Raw genomic sequence first — 20,090 nt, forward strand, 5'->3', positions numbered from 1 at the left:
GATGTCCGCAGCACGCGAACTCGTCCTCGGCCCGGGCACCCGCCCGGCCGAGGACGAGTTGCGTCTGCCGCGACCACCCGGTGTCTTTCGGCGCTTCTGGGCGAGGCACCCACTCTTCGCCGACATCCTGATCGCGGTATTCGCCCTCCTGTTGTCGGCCCCAACGCTCACGATCCGGGCGGAACGCGAGAATCCGCCGACGGGCATGCTCCTCGCTCTCATGATCGGCTTAGCGATCCTCGGCTGCGTCGCACTCGTCTGGCGCCGACGGTGGCCGGTCGCCGTTTTCATCGTGACGTTGGCGCCCGTTCTGCTGCTCGGCCCGGACGAAATCAACACGATCAGCGGCCCCGCCACCGTTGTAGCGATCTATTCGATCGCGGTCTATCGCAGCGCAGGCGCGGCTTGGATCGCACTCGGATCCGGGGTGGTCGCGCTCGGCCTGTACATCGCAATTCGCACCCTCACGGGGTACACCGATCTGACATTGCTGCTCAACATCGCGATCAGCTTCGGCGTAACCCTGTTGCTCGGTACGCTCGTCGGCGCGAACGTCGGGAATCGTAAGCGGTACCTCGAGGCCCTGATCGACCGCTCGCGACAACTGCTCGTCGAGCGGGATCAGCAGGCGCAGCTCGCGGCAGCCGCAGAACGTACCCGCATCGCACGCGAGATGCACGACGTCGTCTCCCACTCCCTCACCGTCATCGTCGCCCTGTCCGAGGGGGCGAGCGTCACATCCGACCCTGAGCGTTCACGCGAGGCATCGCGCGCCGTCGCCGCCACGGCACGGGATGCGCTCGCCGAGATGAGGATGATGCTGGGAGTGCTGCGCGATGATCGTCCGGCTGATGCTCCGCTCGCACCGATCGAAGACGGCTCACTCGAGGACCTGGTCGATGCAGCGCGAAACGCGGGGTTCCCCGTCAGCCTCTCGCTGACCGGAGTCGCCGACTGCCCACCCATGGTCCGTCAAGCCATTCGACGCATCGTGCAAGAGGGACTGACCAATGCCATGCGATACGCGCACGACCCGCGCTTCATCCGCGTCGAGGTTGTCCACGCGCAGAACGAGCTGACCCTGAGCGTCGACAACGACGGTTCGCGACCAGACGAACCATCGGGCGGCGGCGGTCTCGGACTGTTGGGGCTGCGCGAGCGCCTCGCCCATCTCGGCGGCAACCTGGAGGCTGGCATGATCTCACCCGACCATTGGCGACTCCGCGCCCGCATCCCCCTGGAGCCACCGCATGAGTGAACGCACGCCCATCCGCATTCTGCTCGTCGACGACCAACAGCTCATTCGGATGGGCTTCCGCATGGTGCTCGAGGCCTCGCCGGAGTTCGTCGTGGTCGGCGAGGCCGCGAACGGTGCCGAGGCGATCGAGGCGGTGCGCGAGCTCACCCCCGATGTTGTCCTGATGGACGTACGGATGCCTCGGCTCGACGGCATCGCCGCGACAGAGCAGATCGTGCAGCAGCATCCCGACTCGAGAATCATCGTCCTCACGACCTTCGATCTCGACGAGTACGCGTTCGGCGCGCTCGCCGCGGGCGCGAGCGGCTTTCTCTTGAAGGACGTTCAGGCCAGCGAGCTGACGGCAGCCATCCGTGCCGTGCATTCGGGCGACGCGACACTGTCGCCACGCGTGACCCGACGGATGCTGGAACTGTTCGGCGGACATCTGCCCGCTGCCTCCGGTGGTGGCGCGGATGTCGTCGCACTCGCCACACTCACGGAGCGCGAACGCGACGTGTTCGCCGCGATCGGCCAGGGGCTCACGAATACAGAAATCGCCACCGCGCTGTTCGTGAGTGAATCGACCGTCAAGACCCACGTCGGGCGGGTATTGGCCAAGATGGGCGCGCGCGATCGGGTACAGGCCGTGATCCTCGCTCACCGGTTGGGCGTCACAGGAACGGCATAGTGCCCGCCGGTAGAATCGGGAGGATGTTCGCCTTCGCATCCGCCGACGAGACCGTCGCCAACCCCGAATGGTGGGCGCAACTCCTCGAGCGCCTGACAGTCGCCGGTTTCCGCGCGCTCAACGTCGTGGCCGTCATCATCGGAGCGCTGCTGCTGACGTGGATCCTTCGTATCGTCATCCGACGCGTGGTGACGCGAATCGTAAACGGGGCCAAGAACAAGGCCAACGTCGACGACACCCAGGCTCTGGAACGCTCCCCCTTGGCCGCCGTCCGCCTCGTTCAGCGCACCCGCACCCTCGGGTCGATCCTGCAGAACATCGTCAACGTGGCTGTTGGCATTGTCGCGATCGTGCTCGTCATCAACGCGATTGCCCCGAACGCACTCGGCTCGCTTGCCCTCCTCACGGCGGCGATCGGCGCGGGACTCGGCTTCGGCGCGCAGAACATCGTCAAGGACGTGCTGAACGGTATCTTCATCGTCGCGGAGGATCAGATCGGTATCGGGGATGTCGTGGACCTCGGTCTCGCGACCGGCATCGTCGAGTACGTCAGCGTCCGCATCACGCACGTCCGTGACGTCAACGGCACGCTCTGGTACGTCCGCAACGGCGAGATCACGCGCATCGGCAACATGTCGCAAGGATGGTCGCGGGTCATCATCGACCTCGCCGTGCCGGTCGACGCCGACATCAACGAGGTCGAATCGGCCATGCTCGAGGCCGCGAAGGACCTCGCGAAGGAGCCGAAGTGGCGCACCCGCATCATCGAGAAGCCCGAGGTGTGGGGTCTCGAATCGGTCTCGGGTGACGCCCTCGTCATCCGTCTGGTCATGAAGACGCGCGCCAACGCGAAAGACGATGTCGCGCGTGAGCTGCGGATGCGTCTCAAGCACGCGATCGATGGCCTCGGTCTTACGCTCCCCCAGCTCAACTCGATCGTGTTGACGGGACTCGAGGGCGCGCAGCGCGTGCGCGGCGCGAACCCCCCGAAGACCCGCCCGACGCCGGTCACAACCGAAGCAGCGCCGATGCCGGAGCGCCCGGTGTGGAAGCCGAAGCGCACCCGCAAGACGGCGCCCCCGGCGGACACGGCACCCGACGGTTCGGCGGGAGTAAACACCGCTGGCGACAGCACTCACCCGGACGACGACACGACCCCGAAGACAGGCGGCACGACATGACGGACGACATGGATGCGTTGCCCCTGAGCTTCTACGACGAGGTCGGCGGGCACGAAACGTTCGTCCGCCTCGTCGACGGGTTCTACCGAGGCGTCGCGACCGACGCGGTCCTGAAGCCGATGTACCCGGAAGAAGACCTCGGCCCCGCGGCCGAGCGACTGACCCTGTTTCTCGAGCAGTACTGGGGCGGCCCGACGACGTACAGCGAGCGTCGCGGCCATCCGCGCCTGCGCGCCCGCCACAACCCCTTCCACGTGAATCCCGACGCGCGGGACCGCTGGCTGAGGCACATGCGCGCCTCGCTTGACGAACTCGACCTGCCGCCGCTCCACGAGGCGACGCTGTGGGACTACCTCGAGCGCGCCGCGATGGCTATGGTCAACACATTCGAGGCGTCACCGATCGGTCCGCCGAGTGGTGGACGGACGGCATTCACCGCGAGCGTGGCGGGCCCGCACCATCCGCCCGTTCCGAAGGCACCCACTCACGAATCGCCGCCGCCCGAAAACTGAGCACGCCCCCGCCGCCACGCGCGGGTCCATCGACACAGGAGTCGCCATGGCCAAGACAACCCATAGCACCGACGTCCTTGTAATCGGCTGGGGTCTCGCCGGACTCGTCGCGGCAGCGCACGCACTGGACGCGGGCAAGACGGTCACGATCGTCGATCAAGAGCCGCGCAGCAACCTCGGCGGGCAGGCATGGTGGTCGTTCGGCGGGCTCTTCTTGGTCGACTCCCCCGAGCAGCGGCGTATGGGCATCACGGACTCACTCGCCCTGGCTCGGCAGGACTGGTTCGGAACCGCCGGGTTCGATCGCGAAGAGGATGCCTGGCCCAGGCGTTGGGCCGAGGCCTACGTTGAGTTCGCGTCGGGCGAGAAGCGTGCGTGGCTACGCCAACTGGGCATCGGCCTCTTTCCTGTCGTCGGCTGGGCGGAGCGCGGCGGGTACACGGCGATGGGTCCCGGCAACTCGGTCCCGCGCTTCCACATCGCCTGGGGCACCGGCCCCGCCCTCGTGGCGGCGTTCCAGGCCCGGGTCGAACGTGGCGAGGCGGCGGGACGCGCGACGGTGCTCGCGCGACACCGAGTGACTGACCTGGTTACGCACGACGGCGGCATCGTCGGCGCGGTGGGCGAGGTACTCGCCCCTTCAGGGACGCCACGCGGCGAGGCATCGTCCCGAGAGATCGTCGGATCGTTCGACATCACGGCCGGCGCGACCGTCATCGCCTCCGGGGGAATCGGCGGCAACCACGCGCTCGTGCGGAGTCGGTGGCCCGAGCGCCTCGGAACTCCGCCGGCGCAGATGCTCTCCGGGGTCCCCGCGTACGTCGATGGCGCGATGCTGGACGTCGCAGAACGGGCTGGGGCGCACCAGATCAACGACGACCGGATGTGGCACTACGTCGAGGGGATCCAGAACCACGATCCCGTCTGGCCGAATCACGGCATCCGGATCCTCCCAGGACCGTCGTCGGTGTGGCTCGATGCAACCGGCAATCGCCTTCCCGTGCCGCTGTTCCCCGGCTTCGACACCCTCGGCACGCTCGCGCACCTGCGCACAACCGGGCACGATCACTCCTGGTTCGTGCTCTCACGCCGCATCATCGAGAAGGAGTTCGCTCTCTCGGGGAGCGAGCAGAACCCCGACCTGACCGGCAAAGACCTGGGGCTGCTCGTTCGGTCGCGACTTGCGAAGGGTCCGACCGACCCCGTACAGGCGTTCCTGGACCGAGGCGCGGACTTCATCGTCGCAGACTCACTCGACCGACTGCTTGCCGGGATGGCGGCTCTGCCGGGCGGGGACGCCCTCGACGTGGAGCGCGCGCGGAGAGAAGTCGAAGCACGTGACCGCGAGATCGAGAACGACTTCACGAAGGATGCGCAGATCGCGATGCTGCGGTCGGCCCGCGCATATCGCGGCGACCGGTTGATCCGCACTGCCTCACCCCACCGCATCCTCGACCCATCGGCGGGACCCCTGATCGCGGTCAAGCTGCACATCGTGACGCGCAAATCACTCGGCGGGATCGAGACCGACTTGCAGTCGCGCGCGCTGGGCATGGGCGGCAGACCTGTTCCCGGACTATTCGCCGCAGGAGAGGCAAGCGGCTTCGGCGGTGGCGGAGTCCATGGCTACCGCGCACTCGAGGGAACGTTCCTCGGCGGATGCCTGTTCTCAGGCCGCGCAGCAGGTCGGGCGGCCGCGGCCTCGGTCTGAATCCGCGTCCGAATCAGACGGTGATCGTCGCGCCACGCACCAACACGTGGCCACGGGCGAAGCTCAGTCGAGCCCACGCGCCCGACTTCAGCAGGTGCACCTGTTCGGATCCCACGATGAAGCCCAGCGCCACGGCGGCGAAACCTGCGCCGAGGGAGAGACCCGACCAGGCCTCGACGGGCTCGCTCCAGACGGCCGAACGCACGCGCTGGACCGCTTCGGCGCCAGCATCGGCCGGAACGACCTCGGCGACCCGCGCCATTCCCTCGTGCGCCCGCGCCGCAACATCCGCGCTGTCGATCGTTCGTACCGGCGTCCACCCACCGCGCGGGGCGGAGACACCCGCCCAGGTCGCGCGCAGGGCGGTCGCGGGCAGCTCGGCTGCGGTCGTGTCGCTCGTGGATGCCACGACACTCGATGCCGTGACAACAAGATCGCAGACGAGTTCGGGATCGACGGGCAGCGCGCGCAGGGCAAGGATCGTCGGCGTGCGGTCCAGCAGACCGCGAGGCACCAGGATCGGCGCCCAGGTGGCGAGTGTGCCGCGGGAGGCTTCGAGCCGCACCTCGGGGTCGCTCAAGCGAGAGGCACGGGACGTGAAGGTCAGGAAGTCGTCGCGCGCCTCGGAATCGGGGAATCTGAGGGTCTGCGGCATCCCCTCTAAGCTATCAAGGCGGCGGAGCACCCATGCCGCGGGAGGATATTCGTGACTGATTCAGCCGTTCCCACCCTCCGCTCGGACGACCCGGTGGATCGCTTCCTGACCGTGCTGTCGCTCCAGGGCGGCGACGCGCGGACGACCGAGGACATCTTCGTCGGGCAATCCGAACCGATGCCCGGCGGACGCGTGTTCGGCGGGCAGGTGCTGGGACAGGCCGTCATAGCGGCACAGCGCACGGTGCCCGAAGAACGTCTCGCGCACTCCCTCCATGGCTACTTTCTGCGGCCCGGCGATTCGATGAAGCCCATCACGTTCTCGGTCGACCGCATCAACGATGCACGCTCGTTCTCGGCCCGCCGCATCCAAGCCTTCCAAGAGGGCGAGCCGATCTTCTCGATGATCGCGTCCTTCCAGACGGCGGGCGCGGGGCTAGAACACGCAACGCCGATGCCGCAGGGAATCCCCGACCCCGAGTCGCTGTCTGAGCTGCCCCCGGGCGCCGATCAGGCGCATCCGATGTCCAAGCGTCTCTTGACAGACCGCCCCGTCGAGGTGCGGCATGTTCTGCCCGCGATCTATCTTCACCCCGACGCCGATGCTCGCCCCGAGAACGCGGCATGGGTGCGGACCAGGCGACGATTGCCGGATGACCCGGCGCTACATCGCGCAGCGCTCGCATACATCTCCGACCACACGATCCAAGAGTCGGTGATGCGGGCTCACGGCATCGCATGGACCCGTCCCGGCATCAAGGTCGCGAGTCTGGATGCCGCGCTGTGGTGGCATCGGCACGCCCGCGTCGATGAGTGGCTGCTGTACGTGCAGGAGTCGCCGAGCGCGAGCAGCGGCCGAGGTCTTGCGACCGGCCGCATCTACACGCGCGACGGGTTGCTCGTCGCGACGTCGGCGCAGGAGATCGTCATCCGGGTTCCCGACGCGTCCTAGGACCGTTTCGACAGGCTCAGCGACGCGTACTGACGGGTCGCTTCGACAAGCTCAGCGAACAGGATCAACCGCGGCGCGCGTAGACGATCGGTTCGCCGAGATGCGGCGTCCAGGCAGCGCGCTGCTCGTCGGTGAGACGTCGCGGGCGCCCACTTTCGGCATCCACCATGACCAGCACCGCCGAGGAGCGTGCATACAGCTCCTGCTTCTCGTGGTCGCCGGAACCGGGCCCGAGCGGACTGTAGACCTCGTAGCAGATCTCGATGCTCGAGCCACCGATCCGGCCGAACCAGATCTGCACGTCCAACGGTCGCCGCTGATACGGAACGGGGCGAAGGTACTCGATCTCTTGCCGTGCGATCAGCGAGAGCACGCCGTGCTCGAGCCCGGAGTCGAGGACCGCGGTGGATGGCGCATTCTCACCGTCTTCGCCCGTCGACCGCCAGAAGGCGCGGATGCGTGCCTCTTCGAGCAGCTTGAGCATCGACGTGTTGTTGACGTGGTTGAACGCGTCGAGGTCGCCCCAACGAAGCGGCATCGGGACGTGCAGCCGCACGCCGCTGGGGTTCGTGGTCGTGGGGTCAGTCACGCGTGAGCTTGCGGTACGTCGAGCTCGAACGGTTCAGCGCGTCGGGGCCGAGGCGTTCGATCTTGTTCTCTTCGTACGCCTCGAAGTTTCCCTCGAACCAATACCACTTGTCGGGCTCTTCTTCCGTCCCCTCGTACGACAGGATGTGCGTCGCGATGCGGTCGAGGAACCACCGGTCGTGCGTGATGACCACGGCACATCCGGGGAACTCGAGGAGCGCGTTCTCGAGGCTGCCGAGCGTCTCGACGTCCAGGTCGTTCGTCGGTTCGTCGAGAAGCAGCAGGTTGCCGCCCTGCTTCAGCGTGAGTGCGAGGTTCAGGCGGTTGCGCTCACCACCGGAGAGGACGCCGGCCTTCTTCTGCTGGTCGGGGCCCTTGAAGCCGAACTGCGACACATAGGCGCGCGAGGGGATCTCGACCTTGCCGACCTGGATCCAGTCGAGGCCATCGCTGACGACCTCCCACAGGGACTTGTTGGGGTCGATGCCGCCACGCGTCTGGTCGACGTAAGAGATCTCGACGGTCTCGCCGACCTTGAGTTCGCCTCCGTCGAGGGGTTCAAGGCCCACAATCGACTTGAACAGGGTCGTCTTTCCGACACCGTTGGGGCCGATGATGCCGACGATGCCGTTGCGGGGCAGCGAGAAGCTCAGGTCATCGATCAGGCTGCGGCCGTCGAAGCCCTTCTGGATCTTCCTGGCCTCGAGGACGATCTGGCCGAGTCGCGGTCCCGGCGGGATGACGATCTCGTCGAAGTCCAACTTGCGGGTGCGGTCGGCCTCGGCAGCCATCTCTTCATAGCGCGCGAGACGCGACTTCGACTTGGTCTGGCGCCCCTTGGCGTTGCTGCGCACCCATTCGAGTTCGCTGGCGAGGCGCTTGGCGAGCTTGGCATCCTTCTTGCCCTGGACCTGCAGACGCTCCTGCTTCTTCTCGAGGTAGGTCGAGTAGTTGCCCTCGTAGGGGTACAGGCGCCCGCGGTCGACCTCACAGATCCACTCCGCGACGTGGTCGAGGAAGTACCGATCGTGCGTGACGGCGAGAACGGCGCCGGGGTACTTGGCCAGGTGCTGCTCGAGCCACTGCACGCTTTCGGCGTCGAGGTGGTTCGTGGGCTCGTCGAGCAGCAGCAGGTCGGGCTTCTGCAGCAGCAGCTTGCAGAGCGCGACACGGCGCTTCTCTCCACCCGAGAGGTTCGAGACGATCGCCTCGGACGGCGGGGTACGGAGGGCATCCATGGCCTGCTCGAGCTGCGAGTCGAGGTCCCACGCGTCGGCGGCGTCGATGGCCTCCTGCAGAGTGCCCATTTCGGCCAGCAGCGCGTCGAAGTCGGCATCCGGGTCCGCCATCAGGCCCGAGATCTCGTTGAACCGGTCGAGCTGAGCTTTGATCGGCCCGACGCCCTGCTGCACGTTCTCGAGAACGGTCTTGTCTTCGTCGAGCTCGGGCTCCTGCATCAGGATGCCGACGCTGTAGCCCGCCGATAGCCGGGCCTCGCCGTTGGAGGGGATGTCGAGCCCCGCCATGATCTTGAGGATCGTGGACTTACCGGCACCGTTGGGGCCGACCACGCCGATCTTCGCGCCGGGGAGGAACGCCATCGTGACGTCGTCGAGGATTACCTTGTCGCCGACCGCTTTGCGGGCGCGCACCATCTGGTAGATATATTCAGCCATGTCCCGTCCAGTCTACGGGCGGTACACCGTCGACTCAGCGCCGTGCGCGTCCTGGACTGGCGGTCCGGGGCCTCACCAGTCGATCGGACGGGTTTCTCCGATGAGGCATGCCCCGCCCTCCAGGATCGGCACCACCACCGTCGCCGGTTCGGCGAACGCAGCCCCCGCTTGTCCGATCAAGCATGCGTCATTCCATGCGACCGAGAACTGGATGCTGTCTGCCGCGTTGCCGATAGCCGTCTGATCCTTCGTGACCTGCATCCGGCTCTTATCGAACCCCGCCGCCACGAGCGCGTCGATGTAAGCACGCCCGGCCATGCGCTCGGGGCCCGCCCACACCTGTTGGACGACGAGGGTGAAGTACTGCAGGTTGTCTTCCGCTGTTCCCTCCGGCTGCAGTGTGGGGGCTGGCGGCGGAGTGGGCGTCGCCGACGGCGAGACGGACACGGTAGGGGCCGCCGACGTCGGCGTGTCATCTGGCGCCGGAGACTGCACGCAGGCGCTCAGCGTCAGAGCGGCGACGATGAGGGCGACTCCACCGGCGACAGCACGAAGGGATCGACGGAGCTGCACCAGCAAAGTCTAAGCGCGCCCGTCGAGAGCCCAACGCAGGTCGGGATGGCAAAGCGCCGCTGCCAGCGCCCGCCGTCGTCGACCACCGACGGCGGACACCGGCCGTGTCAGAAGGGAACGGGCTCGCGATCCGGCTCGTGCGATACCAGGGATCCGGCGGGCACCGATGAACCCTCCGTGTTGTCCGCGACCGCCTCGTCGGGTCCAGGGTCACGCTGCGTACCGGGCGCGAACCATCCCTCGGCGTCTGCCGAACCCTGATTCGTCGAGGCGGGGACCGGTTCGCGCGCACCGGCTCGCTCGAAGCGAGTCGTACCCCACAGCAGGTCATGTCCGATCGCCTCCGCATCGATCTCGGCGGTGGTCCCGCTGCGATCACCCTTGTCCCACGTGCGGATCCTGAGGCGACCGCTGACGATGACACGCTCGCCGCGCTGAAGCGATGCGGCAGTGTTGAGGGCGAGAGCGCGGAAGGCAGACACGGAGTACCAGCTGGTTTCGCCGTCCACCCATTTTTCCGTCGTGCGGTCGAACCGGCGGGGGGAACTCGCGACACGAAAAGTCGTGATCGGGATGCCCGAGGGGGTTTGAGTATGCCGCGGATCCCCCGCGATGTTGCCGACGATCGTGATGTGGTCGCTCATGACCCGACTCCTTTCGCACGGGAGGTGCGCCTCCCGATCGAGAGCACGGTGCCCTCTCCGGACAGCATCTTCCGCGGCGCTCCTTCATAGCCGCCTGCGCTCCCGATTCGGGGACGGTGCCGTGCGGAACACGCCTGGGGAGGACCGTTCAGCAAGCCGCCCACGGACGCCCCGCGCGAATGTCGGAGGTCGAACATACATTCGATGCAGAAGGGAGTTCCTCAATGACAAACCCCACCCTCACCGCTCCTGCGATGATCCGCCTCGACGGCACACCCCCCACACCCTCCCCCGCTCTCAGGGTCCGGCTCACCCCTGCCGGGCCCGCACTCTGGCGCGTGCTCGATGCGGCAGGGCGCATCGTCGGCCATCTGCACCGGCTCGATCACACGCTCGGATCGCGATGGTCCGCACGCCGCTACCGCGACGGCGTCAAGGGCTTTCGAACCGTCGGGGAGTTCTGGTCTGTCGATGAGGCGATCAGCGCACTCCGAAACGGCTGACTCGACGGCCAAACCGCTCGACGCGGCTGAACCGCTTCGGATGCTGGTCGACTCTCGACTCTCGACTCTCGACTCTCGACTCTCGACAGCGTCACACCACTGCCGCGAGCACCGTCTCCGTCACGGGACGACCGCGATCGCGTGCTTCCGGCCACGCATCCGCGAGAATCTCCACCGCTCGCGTCAGCTCGGTGGGGGGCGCCGTGAACGGCACTCGCAGGTGCCGTTCGTGACCGCCGTCCACCCCGAAACGTGGCCCCGAAGAGAGGATCAGGCCGCGGCTCCGAACGGCCAATGCCAGCGGAGAACTGACGGGAGCACCGAGACCCACCCACAGCGACACTCCCCCGTGCACGGTCGGCACTGTCCACTCCGGCAGAGCTTCGGCCAGCGCCCGCACGAGCGTGTCGCGGCCCTCACGCAGAAGCTGGGCACGCTGCAGCAGGATCTCGGGTAACCGCTCGAACGCAAGTATCGCGACCTGCTGTTCCAACTCCGGGGTCCCCAACTCGCGTCGGGGACGTGCCGCGATGAGCCTCGGCACCAGGTCGAGGTCCGCGCGGATCCACCCGATTCGGAGGCCACCCCAGACGGTCTTGCTCAGCGATCCGATCGTCACGATGTTCCGCTGAACGGAGGGATCGAGACCGAACCCGAACGGCAGGCTCTCGAAGGGCCGATCGATGTTGAGGTCCGCGGTGGTCTCGTCCGCGACGACGATCGCACCGGCATCTGCGGCCGATTCGGCCAGCATGCGACGCGTGTGCTCGCTCATCGTCGCGCCGGTCGGGTTCTGGAAGTCGGGCATCAGGTACGCAAGGCTCGGCGCCGCCCGGCGCAAAACGTGATCGGCACGCTCGAGATCCCACCCGTACTCGGCATCGACAGGGATCGCGACGAGCCTCGCATCCGCCTCCCGGAGCGCGTCGGCGGCGTGCGGATACGTCGGCGTCTCGATCGCGACACGATCCCCGCGTCGCACGAGCACATCCGTCACGAGCGAGATGGCGCTCTGCGCTCCGGTCGTGACGATGATCTGGTCGGGCACTGTGGGCAGACCGCGCGCCGTATAGCGGTCGGCGATCGCCGTACGGAGCTTGACCGCACCCACGAGGTCATAGCCGGACCGCCCGACCCAACGCGGAGCGTCGGATGCTGCGTCGACGAACAGTGCGCTCAAGCCCGGCCAGGCCGCTGGGCTTGCCCGGTGCAGATCGATCGTGTCCTCGTCCCCCGGCTCCGGGACGTCCGCGATCGGCCCGACGGCACGGACGACGCTGCCCGAACCGCGCAAGCTCGCGACGTGGCCGGACTCGCGCAGATCGCGATATGCGGCGGCGACGGTCGTTCGACTCAACCCGAGCCGGGCTGCGAGATCGCGCTCAGCGGGGAGGGCCGTACCCGGTGCGATACGGCGGTCCAGGCACAACATCCGAACCGCATCGGCGAGCCCCCGGTATGCGGGCGCGCTGTCGCGCCATTCTCCGAGGAGCTGGACGAGCGCACGGGAAGACAGTCGCGAATCGGCCATCCGTCCACCATACGGTGATTGGCCTCTACCAAAAAGGCCAATATTCGGATTGGCTCTTGATTATGTTCCTCTCCACCGGTCCAACAGCACGCGCGTCAGCTAAACGGAGCGTCTCGGCATCGGCGTCCGTACCGTTTCGGGCTCGTCGCGTCACGCAATTGCTGCTCGGGCTCATTCTCTACGGAGTCGGTGTGGCCGTTGTCGTCGTCGCGGGCCTCGGAGTGGATCCCTGGACCGTTCTGGCAGAGGGCCTGGCCCTGCGAACCGGGATCGGTCTCGGCTGGATCACCAACATCATCGGACTCGCCGTCCTCGCGCTCTGGATTCCGCTGAGGCAGAAGCCGGGAATCGGGACCATCGCCAACATTCTGGTGGTGGGCACCGCCCTTCAGTTCGCGCTGCCATTAGTGCCGGCGCCGGAGAACCTTCTACAGTCGAGTGCTCTGCTGCTGGGCGGGGTCGCGCTCGTGGGCCTCGCCGGTGGTCTCTACATCGGGGCCAGGTTCGGACCGGGCCCGCGTGACGGTCTGATGACCGGCATCTCAGCACGCTGGGGGTGGCCCCTGTGGGTAGCGCGCACAGCTGTCGAGGTCACGGTGCTGGCGATCGGGTGGACGCTGGGTGGCACGGTCGGCGTGGGCACCCTTGTCTACGCACTCGCCATCGGACCCGCGAGCCATGCCGCCCTGCGATTGTTCGACACTCAGCGGCGGCCTACACACCGGGCAACCCCCGCGGCCCACGGCTGACCAGAAGCGGCCGCGCCCGCTTCAGTGTTCCTGGAACCTCGGCCAGTCACTCCCCGGGCGCATCCGCGAGTAGAGCGCGGACTTCGCGACATCCATCGTGGGATATGTCCCCGCGGATGACTCGGCTGCCGCCATCGTGACGGTGTACCCATCTGCATCTTTGCGGATCGTCCCGACCACACCGGATTCGCCGAACGCGACCCAGATCGTGCGGGTCTTCGTCGTGTTATTCATCATCGAACTCCTTTCGACGGTGGCGACGTTACGCCTGACCCGAGAACAGCACCAGGGGTCAGGACAGACTGCCCCGCACGTGCCGCGCGATCGCCGCGTAAACCGTCTCGACGACCTCGCGAGGGGCATCGCTGAGATTGAACCCATGGCCGACATTCGGTAGATCGATGTGCTCGCGCAGAGCACCGACGCCCGCTAGCCGCGCGGCGTAGCGAATCTCTTCCTCGCGAAGGATGTCTCTCTCCGCCGTGACGATGAGCGCTGGCGAAATACCTGTCAAGTCCGCACCGTCCGCGCTCGAGGCTGGCGAGATCAATCGGTCGGTCCGGCGCTCCACGTCAGGACAGTAAGCGGTGTCGAAAGTCGGCCCCATCCGAGCGAGAAGCGTCTCTTTACCCTCCGAGAGCTTGGTCTTCGCCGGCACGGTCAGGTCCAGCGGCGGGTACATCAGCACCTGGAGGCTGACGTGCGGCGTCCCCCTTTCGAGCGCGAGACGTGCGGCACCCGCGGCAAGCGCGCCCCCCGCCGACTGTCCACCCAGGACCAGCTTGTCGCCCAGCCACGGGCGCTCCATGGAGGTTGCCCACACCGCGACGTCGTACGCCTGCTCGACGGGTCCGGGGAATCGAGACTGCGGGGCCGGAATGTAGTCGACGTTGACGACGGTGACCCCAGCGTTGGCAGCGATATAGCGGCACAGCGCGTCATCCTGCTCCGGATGCCGCATGACGAAACCGCCGCCGTGGAAGTTCACGTAGACCCCCTTGCCGGAGGAACCGTCGGAAGGCGCATAGACCTGGGCATCCACGGCGCCGTGGCGCGTGTGGATCGTCGCGTCTCGAAGGGTCACGGGGATCTCGGCGAAGGAGAGATCAGCCCGGGCGGGCATGTTGTTCGGAAGCCTCTGCATCAGCTTCGCGACCGTATCGGCCAACCACAGCGGCATCGCCACGTCGGACTCCTCCCAGGCTGTGCCCCCGACTGGACTCGAACCAGTAACCGTCGGATTAGAAGGCCGATGCTCTATCCATTGAGCTACGAGGGCGCCCGATCAGGTTATCGCCTCGCCGCCGAGGTCGCCGGGTGGGTCCATACCCATGGATAAGATGACGAAATGCCAGCGCACGAGAACGACCGGCTCGTTTGGATCGACTGCGAGATGACGGGGCTCGACCTCGACCAGGACGAACTGGTCGAGATAGCCGTCGTTGTCACGGACTTCGAACTGCGCGTGCTCGATCCTGGGTTCCAGATCGTCATCAAGCCCGACCCGTCTGCACTCGAGCACATGAACGACTTCGTCACGGGCATGCACGAGAGTTCGGGCTTGCTTGACGAGATCCCCAACGGCGTGAGTGTCGCCGAGGCGGAGTTCCTCGCCCTCGAGTACGTCCAACGCTTCGCGAACGAGGGCAAGGCACCTCTCGCCGGCAACACGATCGGCACCGACCGCGCATTCCTCGCGAAGTACATGCCGCGCCTCGATCGCTTCCTCCATTACCGCAGCGTCGACGTGTCGAGCATCAAAGAGCTCGCTCGGCGCTGGTATCCCCGCGCGTACATCCACGCCCCCGCGAAGGATGGCGGACACCGCGCGCTGGCCGACATCCGCGAATCGATACGGGAGCTGGCCTACTACCGCCAGGCCGTCTTCGTGCCGCAGCCCGGCCCCACGAGCGACGGCGCGCGTGCGGCTGCGGCTGCCGCCGTGTCTTCGTACGCCCCAGGGGTGTAATACAATTGCTGGGTTACCCGGGCACACGGGTACATGGTGGGTATAGCTCAGTTGGTAGAGCGCGGCCTTGTGGTGGCCGATGTCGCGGGTTCGAGCCCCGTTACTCACCCCAATGAATAAGCGGGCCTCCGGCGAATGTCGGAGGCCGTGCCTACACTTTCGCCTACATCGACCTTCAAATCTCGCCGAAACAGGTCGTGTGGAGGCTTGAAATGGCTAGTGTTACCGGTCGACGTTCGGATGCCACGGGGATCGTCACCTGGCGGGTCCAGTTCCGCGTGAACGGGAAGATGTCGCAGGAATCGTTCCCTGACAAGCGCGGTGCTGATCAGTTCGGCGAGCTCGTCGACCGCATCGGCGGCGCGGCCGCGCGCGAGGTGCTCGAGACGCGACGCAACCGCGATGTAGGCGTGCCTACGCTCCGCGAGTTCACCGCTCGCTACCTCGACGAGGACTCCGGTCTGCTCACCGGAATCGAGCCGGGCACTCGCAACGGCTACCAGCGAATCGCTGAACGTTCCTTCCTGCCGGTCCTGGGCGACTATCCGATCGACGCCGTCCAGAAGGGTGACATCGGACGTTGGGTGGCGTGGCAGGAAAAGCAACCGTCCTCGATGAAAGGTCGGTCGGGGCAGCTGCTGTCTGCCAAGACCATCCGGAACTATCACGCCCTGCTGTCGTCGATCTTCGCGTCCGCGGTGGAAGAGGGTCTCCGGCCCGACAACCCGGCGTACCGGACCCGTCTGTCTCGTGGGCAGAAGCACGAGGGCGTCTTCTTGACACCGGAGGAGTTCGCGACGATCCTCGCTTTCATCCCGCCCCGGTGGGAAGCGTTCATCCTCTTGCTGGCATCCACGGGGCTGCGCTGGGGCGAAGCCACCGCACTCACATGGGCCGACCTGAATCTCACAGCGCACCCCCCGACCGTGCGTGTCGACAAGGCGTGGAAGAAGTCGACGACCGGCGCACCTGTGTTGAAGCACCCGAAGTCACGCGCAGCGCGCCGCACCGTCTCGATGACGATGGATGTCGTTCACGCGCTCGGCGAGCCGGGGCCGCGATCTGATCTGATCTTCGCCGGCGAGCTCTCCGGCAAGCACCTTTGGTACGGGCGGTTCCGGACGACCACGTGGGTGCCCGCGGTTCTGAAAGCTCAGGACCCCGAGCTGTGCGAGAAGTACGGGCTTACCCCGATCACGAAAAGCCCCACGTTGCACGACCTCCGCCACTCGCACGCGTCCTGGCTGATCGCGGATGGTCGACCGCTCGCGCACATTCAGGCTCGGTTGGGACACGAGTCGATCACCACGACGGTCGGCGTTTACGGGCATCTGCAGCCCGACGCGCACATTGACATGGCCGACTCGATCGGGCGGACCCTCAGCGGCGTACGCACGCTCCGGCAGCTCGAGCCGGCCGTGAAGGGGTAGACGCGTGCTACCCGCTGCGCGCTACACTCCGAGGATCACGGATCTGGGGAGGTCGAAGTGGCTCGCGCTTTGCTTATCGTCTTGATGCTCGTAGTTCTGGCCGTCGTCGCGCTCGTCGTCGTCCTGATAGTCCGGGCTGTGCGTGCGTCGCTGCGCCGTAACGCGGAGACCGGTTTCGTGTCAGCCCCGGCCTCGAGTGGAGTCGCCTCGAGCTACCCTCCGCAGCCGCCGATTCACGCTGGCACAGACGTCCCGCCGGCGCGCACTTGACGAGATAGCCGCAGCACCCGATGCGCGGTGAGGCCATCGTGGGCCTGCCCCTCGAGTGATTCGGCTGCGCGCTTGAGCAGGACGTAGTAGCGCGCCGGGTCGAGCTGCAGCTCGCTGATGATCGCGGATTCCTTGCGGCCGGAGTGCCGCGGCCACTGCCGTTCGAAGTCGAGCAGCTGCGCGGGCGAGGTCTCGGTGTGGAGGAATCCGGTCGGGGTCATGTGGATAACTCTGCAGGCGGCGTCCGACATTCACGTACGGTGCTCGCATGGATGAGGTGGGGACTCAGCCGTGCTGCCCGTCGTGCTCGACTGTGATGGTCGACGACGGGCCCGCGGTGCGCTGCCGTGGGTGCGGGTGGATGGGTGTCGCCATCGCGGACTAGCATCGATTCCTGGCGAGGCCGGCGCCTGATACGGGGAAGGGGCGCCGGTGGGCACGAACAAGCGATACGCCGCACAGATCGACAAGCGCATGGACGAACGCATCCTGCAGACCGTCTCAGCCAACAAGCCGCTGCAGACCCTTAGCGAGCAGGAACTCCGGCTGGACGTGTACCCGTTGACGACGTCGCCTCAGCCGCTCGAGGTTCTCGCGTGGGTCCGGTTCGGTGGGCACGCCGTCCAGGTCCGAGCTCGCGCGGTCCGGTGGACACAGAAGGCCGTCGGAATCGAGTTTTCCGTCGGCGACACGGAGCATCGGACATGGGTGTGGGCGAACGCGGTCGACCGTGCCGACTGAACGACGAATCGCCCCCTCCCCGCGTCGAGCCGAAGCTCGTGCGGGGAGGGGGCGGATGTGGTTGGGACTAGGCCCAAAGTGTGTTCTATTGCGGCGGGTGGGTGTCGAGCCGCTCGCGTAGCGCGGCGTTCTCGGCCTGTGCTGCGCGGAGTTGCAGATTCAGGTCCGCGATGAGGAGCGCGAGGCTCTCTAGTTCGCTCATGCCGCTGCCACCGCCAACGTGCCGCCGTTGGCTACGGTGACCTTGTACCGGGTGCCGTCTGGGGACTTGAGCGTTATGCCGCCGCCTGTGCGAGTTGACTCGATGTCTCTGTCTCCCACCATGACCTGATTCACTGCGGACGTCTGCGAACTCGCGCCGAGGGCGACCGAGGACGCATGTCCAGCGTTCGCATCTCGTCCGACCGCGACGGTGTTGCTGGCGCCTACCACTGCGCCGTAGCCCACGCCGACGTATCCCTCAAGGAACGTTGCGGAGGGAACGCTGCGGTTCGCGAAATCTCCGATGAGCACGGCAAGTTGGTCCGTCTTCGGCGCATTCGCGGGGGTAAGCCCGTAGCCTGCCTGATGCCCAACAAACAGGCCATTGCCTGTCGTCATCTCAAGCGCGGAACTCGAACCGACTGCTGTGACTCGACCCGTCGTTGTCGCGAGCCCAGCCTGGTAGCCGATGAATGTTCCAGCGCCCGACGTGTTCGCGACACCCGCCCGATATCCGAGGCCAACCGCGTGGCCTGTCGAGGTGCTGCGGAGAGCTTCGTGTCCGACCGCGGTAACCCGTCCCGTGGTTGCGACCTGTGCCGCCTGATGCCCGAATGCCGTCACGCCAGTCCCGGTAGCCCGCTGTCCAGCTTGGTGGCCGAAGGCCGAGTAGATGGCCGCGGGGTCGGCGGCGTTACCGGCTTGATGTCCGAAGGCGCTGACCGTCCCGGTGACGTTTGTGTGGCCGGCGTAATAGCCGAACACAGCGATGGTCCCTGTCGTGTTGTCAGCACCAGCCTCGTCACCGTATGCGTCGATGTTCCCGGTGGTGTTCGACATGCCCGCTGCATTGCCGTAGACGGTGGTGTGTCCGATGGTGTTCGACATTCCGGCCCACTTGCCGAACGCGGTCAACACGCCGTCCGTGTTGGCTTCCCCGGCCCGGTAACCAACAGCCGTGACGTGCCCGGTGTCGGTGTTCTTCCCAGCCCGGTATCCGATCCCGATGTTCGATGACGGGGTGTTGTATGTACCCGTGGCAGTCTCGCGGAGTGCCTCGTACCCGATGCTGACGGGCGCGCCGACTGGCAGTTCGATACCGGCGTTCAGCTTGATCGGCTTAGTGAACTCGGTGCGGGAGTCGACCCGTGCAGGGGTGCTGACGAGTGGGCGCACGCTCACAGAATCGACCGAACCGTCGAACGCCAACGACGGGATGATCCGCAGAGCATCGGCTGAGGTCGCGGTGATGTAACCGGTGAACGTGCCATTGCTCGCAGTCGGAAAGACGTAGCCGCCGCCGAAGTATAGGTAGGCGTCGCCTGCGGTTCTCCCTGAGATGGTGAATGTCACCGCGTAGGTGGTTTCGAGCGTGGCTGTGGCTGCGGCCTGAATCAGCGCCGCCTCCGATCCAGGCGTGTGCTTGACTGCTCCGCTGAGCCACGCCCAGTTCGTTCCTGCCCAACCGGTGAGGTCAGTCGAGAAGGATCCGTTCGCGATCAGTTCCGTCCCCAGCGTGCCACCTGCGTTCGGCACAGCAACATCCCCAATAGTGCCGTTCAGGGCGGCCCTGGTCTTCGGTCCCGTGAGCACGAGATTCTCGACCGCATCATCTTGGAGGGCGACCGTATTCGCGGCATAGACCTGAGCCTGGTCACGAGCCGCCCGAGCCTCGTTGCGTGCGGTGACAGCGTCACCCTCGCTGGACTGCGCGGCGGCCGCGGACGAGCCGGCATTGAATGCGGACGTGCCAGCGGCGGTCCGGTCTTGGGCGGCGGCTGCGGCGTCGTCCGCGACCTGTGCGCGCAGCGTCTCGACCTGTCCGACTACCGCCTCCCACGCCGTGACTGTCTCGCCGGTGGCCTGGAACGTGTCCGGGTCGACAACGGCGAGGTCGCCGAAGTCAGCGTCAGCGGTGGGCATCTCGGTAAAGACCTCGAGCCCTGTGGCGATGCCGTCGATCTGGAGCGACCAGCGGAGGCAACAGCCGACGATCGGCTCGAGCTCGATGACCTGATCTTCGCCCGTCAAGGGCACCTTGATCGGGTCCGGGAACGTGACGATGTGGCCGTCGACCGACACGTACGGGCTTGAGCCTGCCCAGTAGTCGATGACCGCGGTTCCCTCGCCGGCTGGCCCGTGGGCACCCAACATCGTTCGGAATGCGGTGAGGTTGATGTTGACCATGACTCCCCCGCTCTACCGGCTACGTCCGCTAGACCGCGGCTGCGATCGTGCTGCGCGCGCGCGAGCGCGTTTGGCCGGCCCGGGCCGGTA

21 protein-coding genes and 2 tRNA genes are annotated in these 20,090 nt (G+C 66.6%); 12 read left to right on the forward strand and 11 right to left on the reverse strand.

Going from position 1 to position 20,090, the window contains the following annotated elements:
- The first annotated feature begins 1 nt into the window (after window position 1).
- Genes CGU34_RS01090 through CGU34_RS01110 form a run of 5 tightly spaced genes read left to right on the forward strand, consistent with a single transcriptional unit; the run spans window position 2 to window position 5,332 of the window.
- Entirely contained in the window at window positions 2-1,258 is a 1,257-nt protein-coding gene (locus CGU34_RS01090) for a sensor histidine kinase (protein ID WP_100812987.1), read from the forward strand.
- Window positions 1,251-1,928 carry a response regulator gene (locus tag CGU34_RS01095; RefSeq protein WP_100812988.1) on the forward strand — a complete coding sequence of 226 codons (678 nt, stop codon included), beginning with the start codon at window positions 1,251-1,253 and terminating at the stop codon, window positions 1,926-1,928. The genes CGU34_RS01090 and CGU34_RS01095 overlap by 8 nt, the downstream gene beginning before the upstream one ends.
- Before the next feature lie 23 nt (window positions 1,929-1,951).
- Window positions 1,952-3,109, forward strand: coding sequence for a mechanosensitive ion channel family protein (locus CGU34_RS01100; protein ID WP_100812989.1), 1,158 nt, complete (start codon window positions 1,952-1,954; stop codon window positions 3,107-3,109).
- Entirely contained in the window at window positions 3,106-3,621 is a 516-nt protein-coding gene (locus CGU34_RS01105; RefSeq protein WP_100812990.1) for a globin, read from the forward strand. The genes CGU34_RS01100 and CGU34_RS01105 overlap by 4 nt, the downstream gene beginning before the upstream one ends.
- A 46-nt stretch (window positions 3,622-3,667) precedes the next feature.
- Window positions 3,668-5,332, forward strand: a complete 1,665-nt coding sequence (locus CGU34_RS01110; protein ID WP_100812991.1) for an FAD-binding dehydrogenase — start codon at window positions 3,668-3,670, stop codon at window positions 5,330-5,332.
- A 13-nt stretch (window positions 5,333-5,345) separates the two neighbouring features.
- Here CGU34_RS01110 and CGU34_RS01115 read toward each other — a convergent pair whose 3' ends face one another.
- Window positions 5,346-5,987, reverse strand: coding sequence for a hypothetical protein (locus tag CGU34_RS01115; RefSeq protein ID WP_100812992.1), 642 nt, complete (start codon window positions 5,985-5,987; stop codon window positions 5,346-5,348).
- 51 nt (window positions 5,988-6,038) lie between these two features.
- Here CGU34_RS01115 and CGU34_RS01120 point away from each other — a divergent pair, with 51 nt between their 5' ends.
- Window positions 6,039-6,938 carry an acyl-CoA thioesterase gene (locus CGU34_RS01120; protein WP_440344723.1) on the forward strand — a complete coding sequence of 300 codons (900 nt, stop codon included), beginning with the start codon at window positions 6,039-6,041 and terminating at the stop codon, window positions 6,936-6,938.
- Between the two features lie 64 nt (window positions 6,939-7,002).
- On the opposite strand, the gene CGU34_RS01125 is transcribed toward CGU34_RS01120, so the two are convergent.
- The 4 genes from CGU34_RS01125 to ssb form a co-directional block, all read right to left on the reverse strand.
- The gene (locus CGU34_RS01125) at window positions 7,003-7,476 is read right to left on the reverse strand and encodes an acyl-CoA thioesterase (protein ID WP_036294476.1); all 474 of its coding nucleotides are present in this window, start codon (window positions 7,474-7,476) and stop codon (window positions 7,003-7,005) included.
- Between the two features lie 43 nt (window positions 7,477-7,519).
- A complete protein-coding gene (ettA, locus tag CGU34_RS01130) occupies window positions 7,520-9,202 on the reverse strand; it encodes an energy-dependent translational throttle protein EttA (protein ID WP_036294429.1) in 1,683 nt (560 codons plus the stop codon).
- Window positions 9,203-9,274: 72 nt separating this feature from the next.
- Window positions 9,275-9,775: a DUF6993 domain-containing protein gene (locus CGU34_RS01135; protein ID WP_051512839.1), complete on the reverse strand. Its 501-nt coding sequence runs from the start codon at window positions 9,773-9,775 to the stop codon at window positions 9,275-9,277.
- A 107-nt stretch (window positions 9,776-9,882) separates the two neighbouring features.
- Window positions 9,883-10,419, reverse strand: a complete 537-nt coding sequence (gene ssb / locus CGU34_RS01140; protein ID WP_051512837.1) for a single-stranded DNA-binding protein — start codon at window positions 10,417-10,419, stop codon at window positions 9,883-9,885.
- 224 nt (window positions 10,420-10,643) lie between these two features.
- Between ssb and CGU34_RS01145 the strand changes: the two genes are divergently transcribed.
- A complete protein-coding gene (locus tag CGU34_RS01145) occupies window positions 10,644-10,922 on the forward strand; it encodes a hypothetical protein (protein WP_051512835.1) in 279 nt (92 codons plus the stop codon).
- 91 nt (window positions 10,923-11,013) lie between these two features.
- On the opposite strand, the gene yczR is transcribed toward CGU34_RS01145, so the two are convergent.
- On the reverse strand, window positions 11,014-12,453 hold the full coding sequence (gene yczR, locus CGU34_RS01150) for a MocR-like transcription factor YczR (RefSeq protein WP_036294423.1): 1,440 nt from the start codon (window positions 12,451-12,453) through the stop codon (window positions 11,014-11,016).
- A 62-nt stretch (window positions 12,454-12,515) separates the two neighbouring features.
- Here yczR and yczE point away from each other — a divergent pair, with 62 nt between their 5' ends.
- Entirely contained in the window at window positions 12,516-13,202 is a 687-nt protein-coding gene (gene yczE, locus CGU34_RS01155; RefSeq protein WP_440344724.1) for a membrane protein YczE, read from the forward strand.
- Window positions 13,203-13,223: 21 nt separating this feature from the next.
- On the opposite strand, the gene CGU34_RS01160 is transcribed toward yczE, so the two are convergent.
- From CGU34_RS01160 to CGU34_RS01170, 3 genes are all read right to left on the reverse strand, one after another.
- Window positions 13,224-13,436: a hypothetical protein gene (locus tag CGU34_RS01160; protein WP_036294467.1), complete on the reverse strand. Its 213-nt coding sequence runs from the start codon at window positions 13,434-13,436 to the stop codon at window positions 13,224-13,226.
- A 58-nt stretch (window positions 13,437-13,494) separates the two neighbouring features.
- A complete protein-coding gene (locus CGU34_RS01165; protein ID WP_036294465.1) occupies window positions 13,495-14,382 on the reverse strand; it encodes an alpha/beta hydrolase fold domain-containing protein in 888 nt (295 codons plus the stop codon).
- A 26-nt stretch (window positions 14,383-14,408) separates the two neighbouring features.
- Window positions 14,409-14,481 (reverse strand) — tRNA-Arg (locus tag CGU34_RS01170).
- Between the two features lie 69 nt (window positions 14,482-14,550).
- Here CGU34_RS01170 and orn point away from each other — a divergent pair.
- The 3 genes from orn to CGU34_RS01185 all read left to right on the forward strand — a co-directional run bounded on the left by orn (window position 14,551) and on the right by CGU34_RS01185 (window position 16,601).
- Window positions 14,551-15,171 carry an oligoribonuclease gene (orn, locus tag CGU34_RS01175; protein WP_036294418.1) on the forward strand — a complete coding sequence of 207 codons (621 nt, stop codon included), beginning with the start codon at window positions 14,551-14,553 and terminating at the stop codon, window positions 15,169-15,171.
- A gap of 36 nt (window positions 15,172-15,207) precedes the next feature.
- Window positions 15,208-15,283 (forward strand) — tRNA-His (locus tag CGU34_RS01180).
- A gap of 100 nt (window positions 15,284-15,383) precedes the next feature.
- Window positions 15,384-16,601 carry a tyrosine-type recombinase/integrase gene (locus tag CGU34_RS01185; RefSeq protein ID WP_100812993.1) on the forward strand — a complete coding sequence of 406 codons (1,218 nt, stop codon included), beginning with the start codon at window positions 15,384-15,386 and terminating at the stop codon, window positions 16,599-16,601.
- A gap of 233 nt (window positions 16,602-16,834) precedes the next feature.
- Here the strand turns inward: CGU34_RS01185 and CGU34_RS01190 are convergent, their stop codons facing one another.
- Window positions 16,835-17,092: a DUF3263 domain-containing protein gene (locus CGU34_RS01190; protein ID WP_198517639.1), complete on the reverse strand. Its 258-nt coding sequence runs from the start codon at window positions 17,090-17,092 to the stop codon at window positions 16,835-16,837.
- A 211-nt stretch (window positions 17,093-17,303) separates the two neighbouring features.
- Between CGU34_RS01190 and CGU34_RS01195 the strand changes: the two genes are divergently transcribed.
- Window positions 17,304-17,612, forward strand: a complete 309-nt coding sequence (locus CGU34_RS01195) for a hypothetical protein (protein ID WP_100812995.1) — start codon at window positions 17,304-17,306, stop codon at window positions 17,610-17,612.
- A gap of 198 nt (window positions 17,613-17,810) precedes the next feature.
- Here CGU34_RS01195 and CGU34_RS01200 read toward each other — a convergent pair whose 3' ends face one another.
- Window positions 17,811-20,000, reverse strand: coding sequence for a hypothetical protein (locus CGU34_RS01200; protein ID WP_100812996.1), 2,190 nt, complete (start codon window positions 19,998-20,000; stop codon window positions 17,811-17,813).
- Window positions 20,001-20,090: the final 90 nt, after the last annotated feature.

The sequence above is a fragment of the Microbacterium lacus genome, from assembly GCF_002812805.1.
Classification (GTDB): domain Bacteria; phylum Actinomycetota; class Actinomycetes; order Actinomycetales; family Microbacteriaceae; genus Microbacterium; species Microbacterium lacus_A.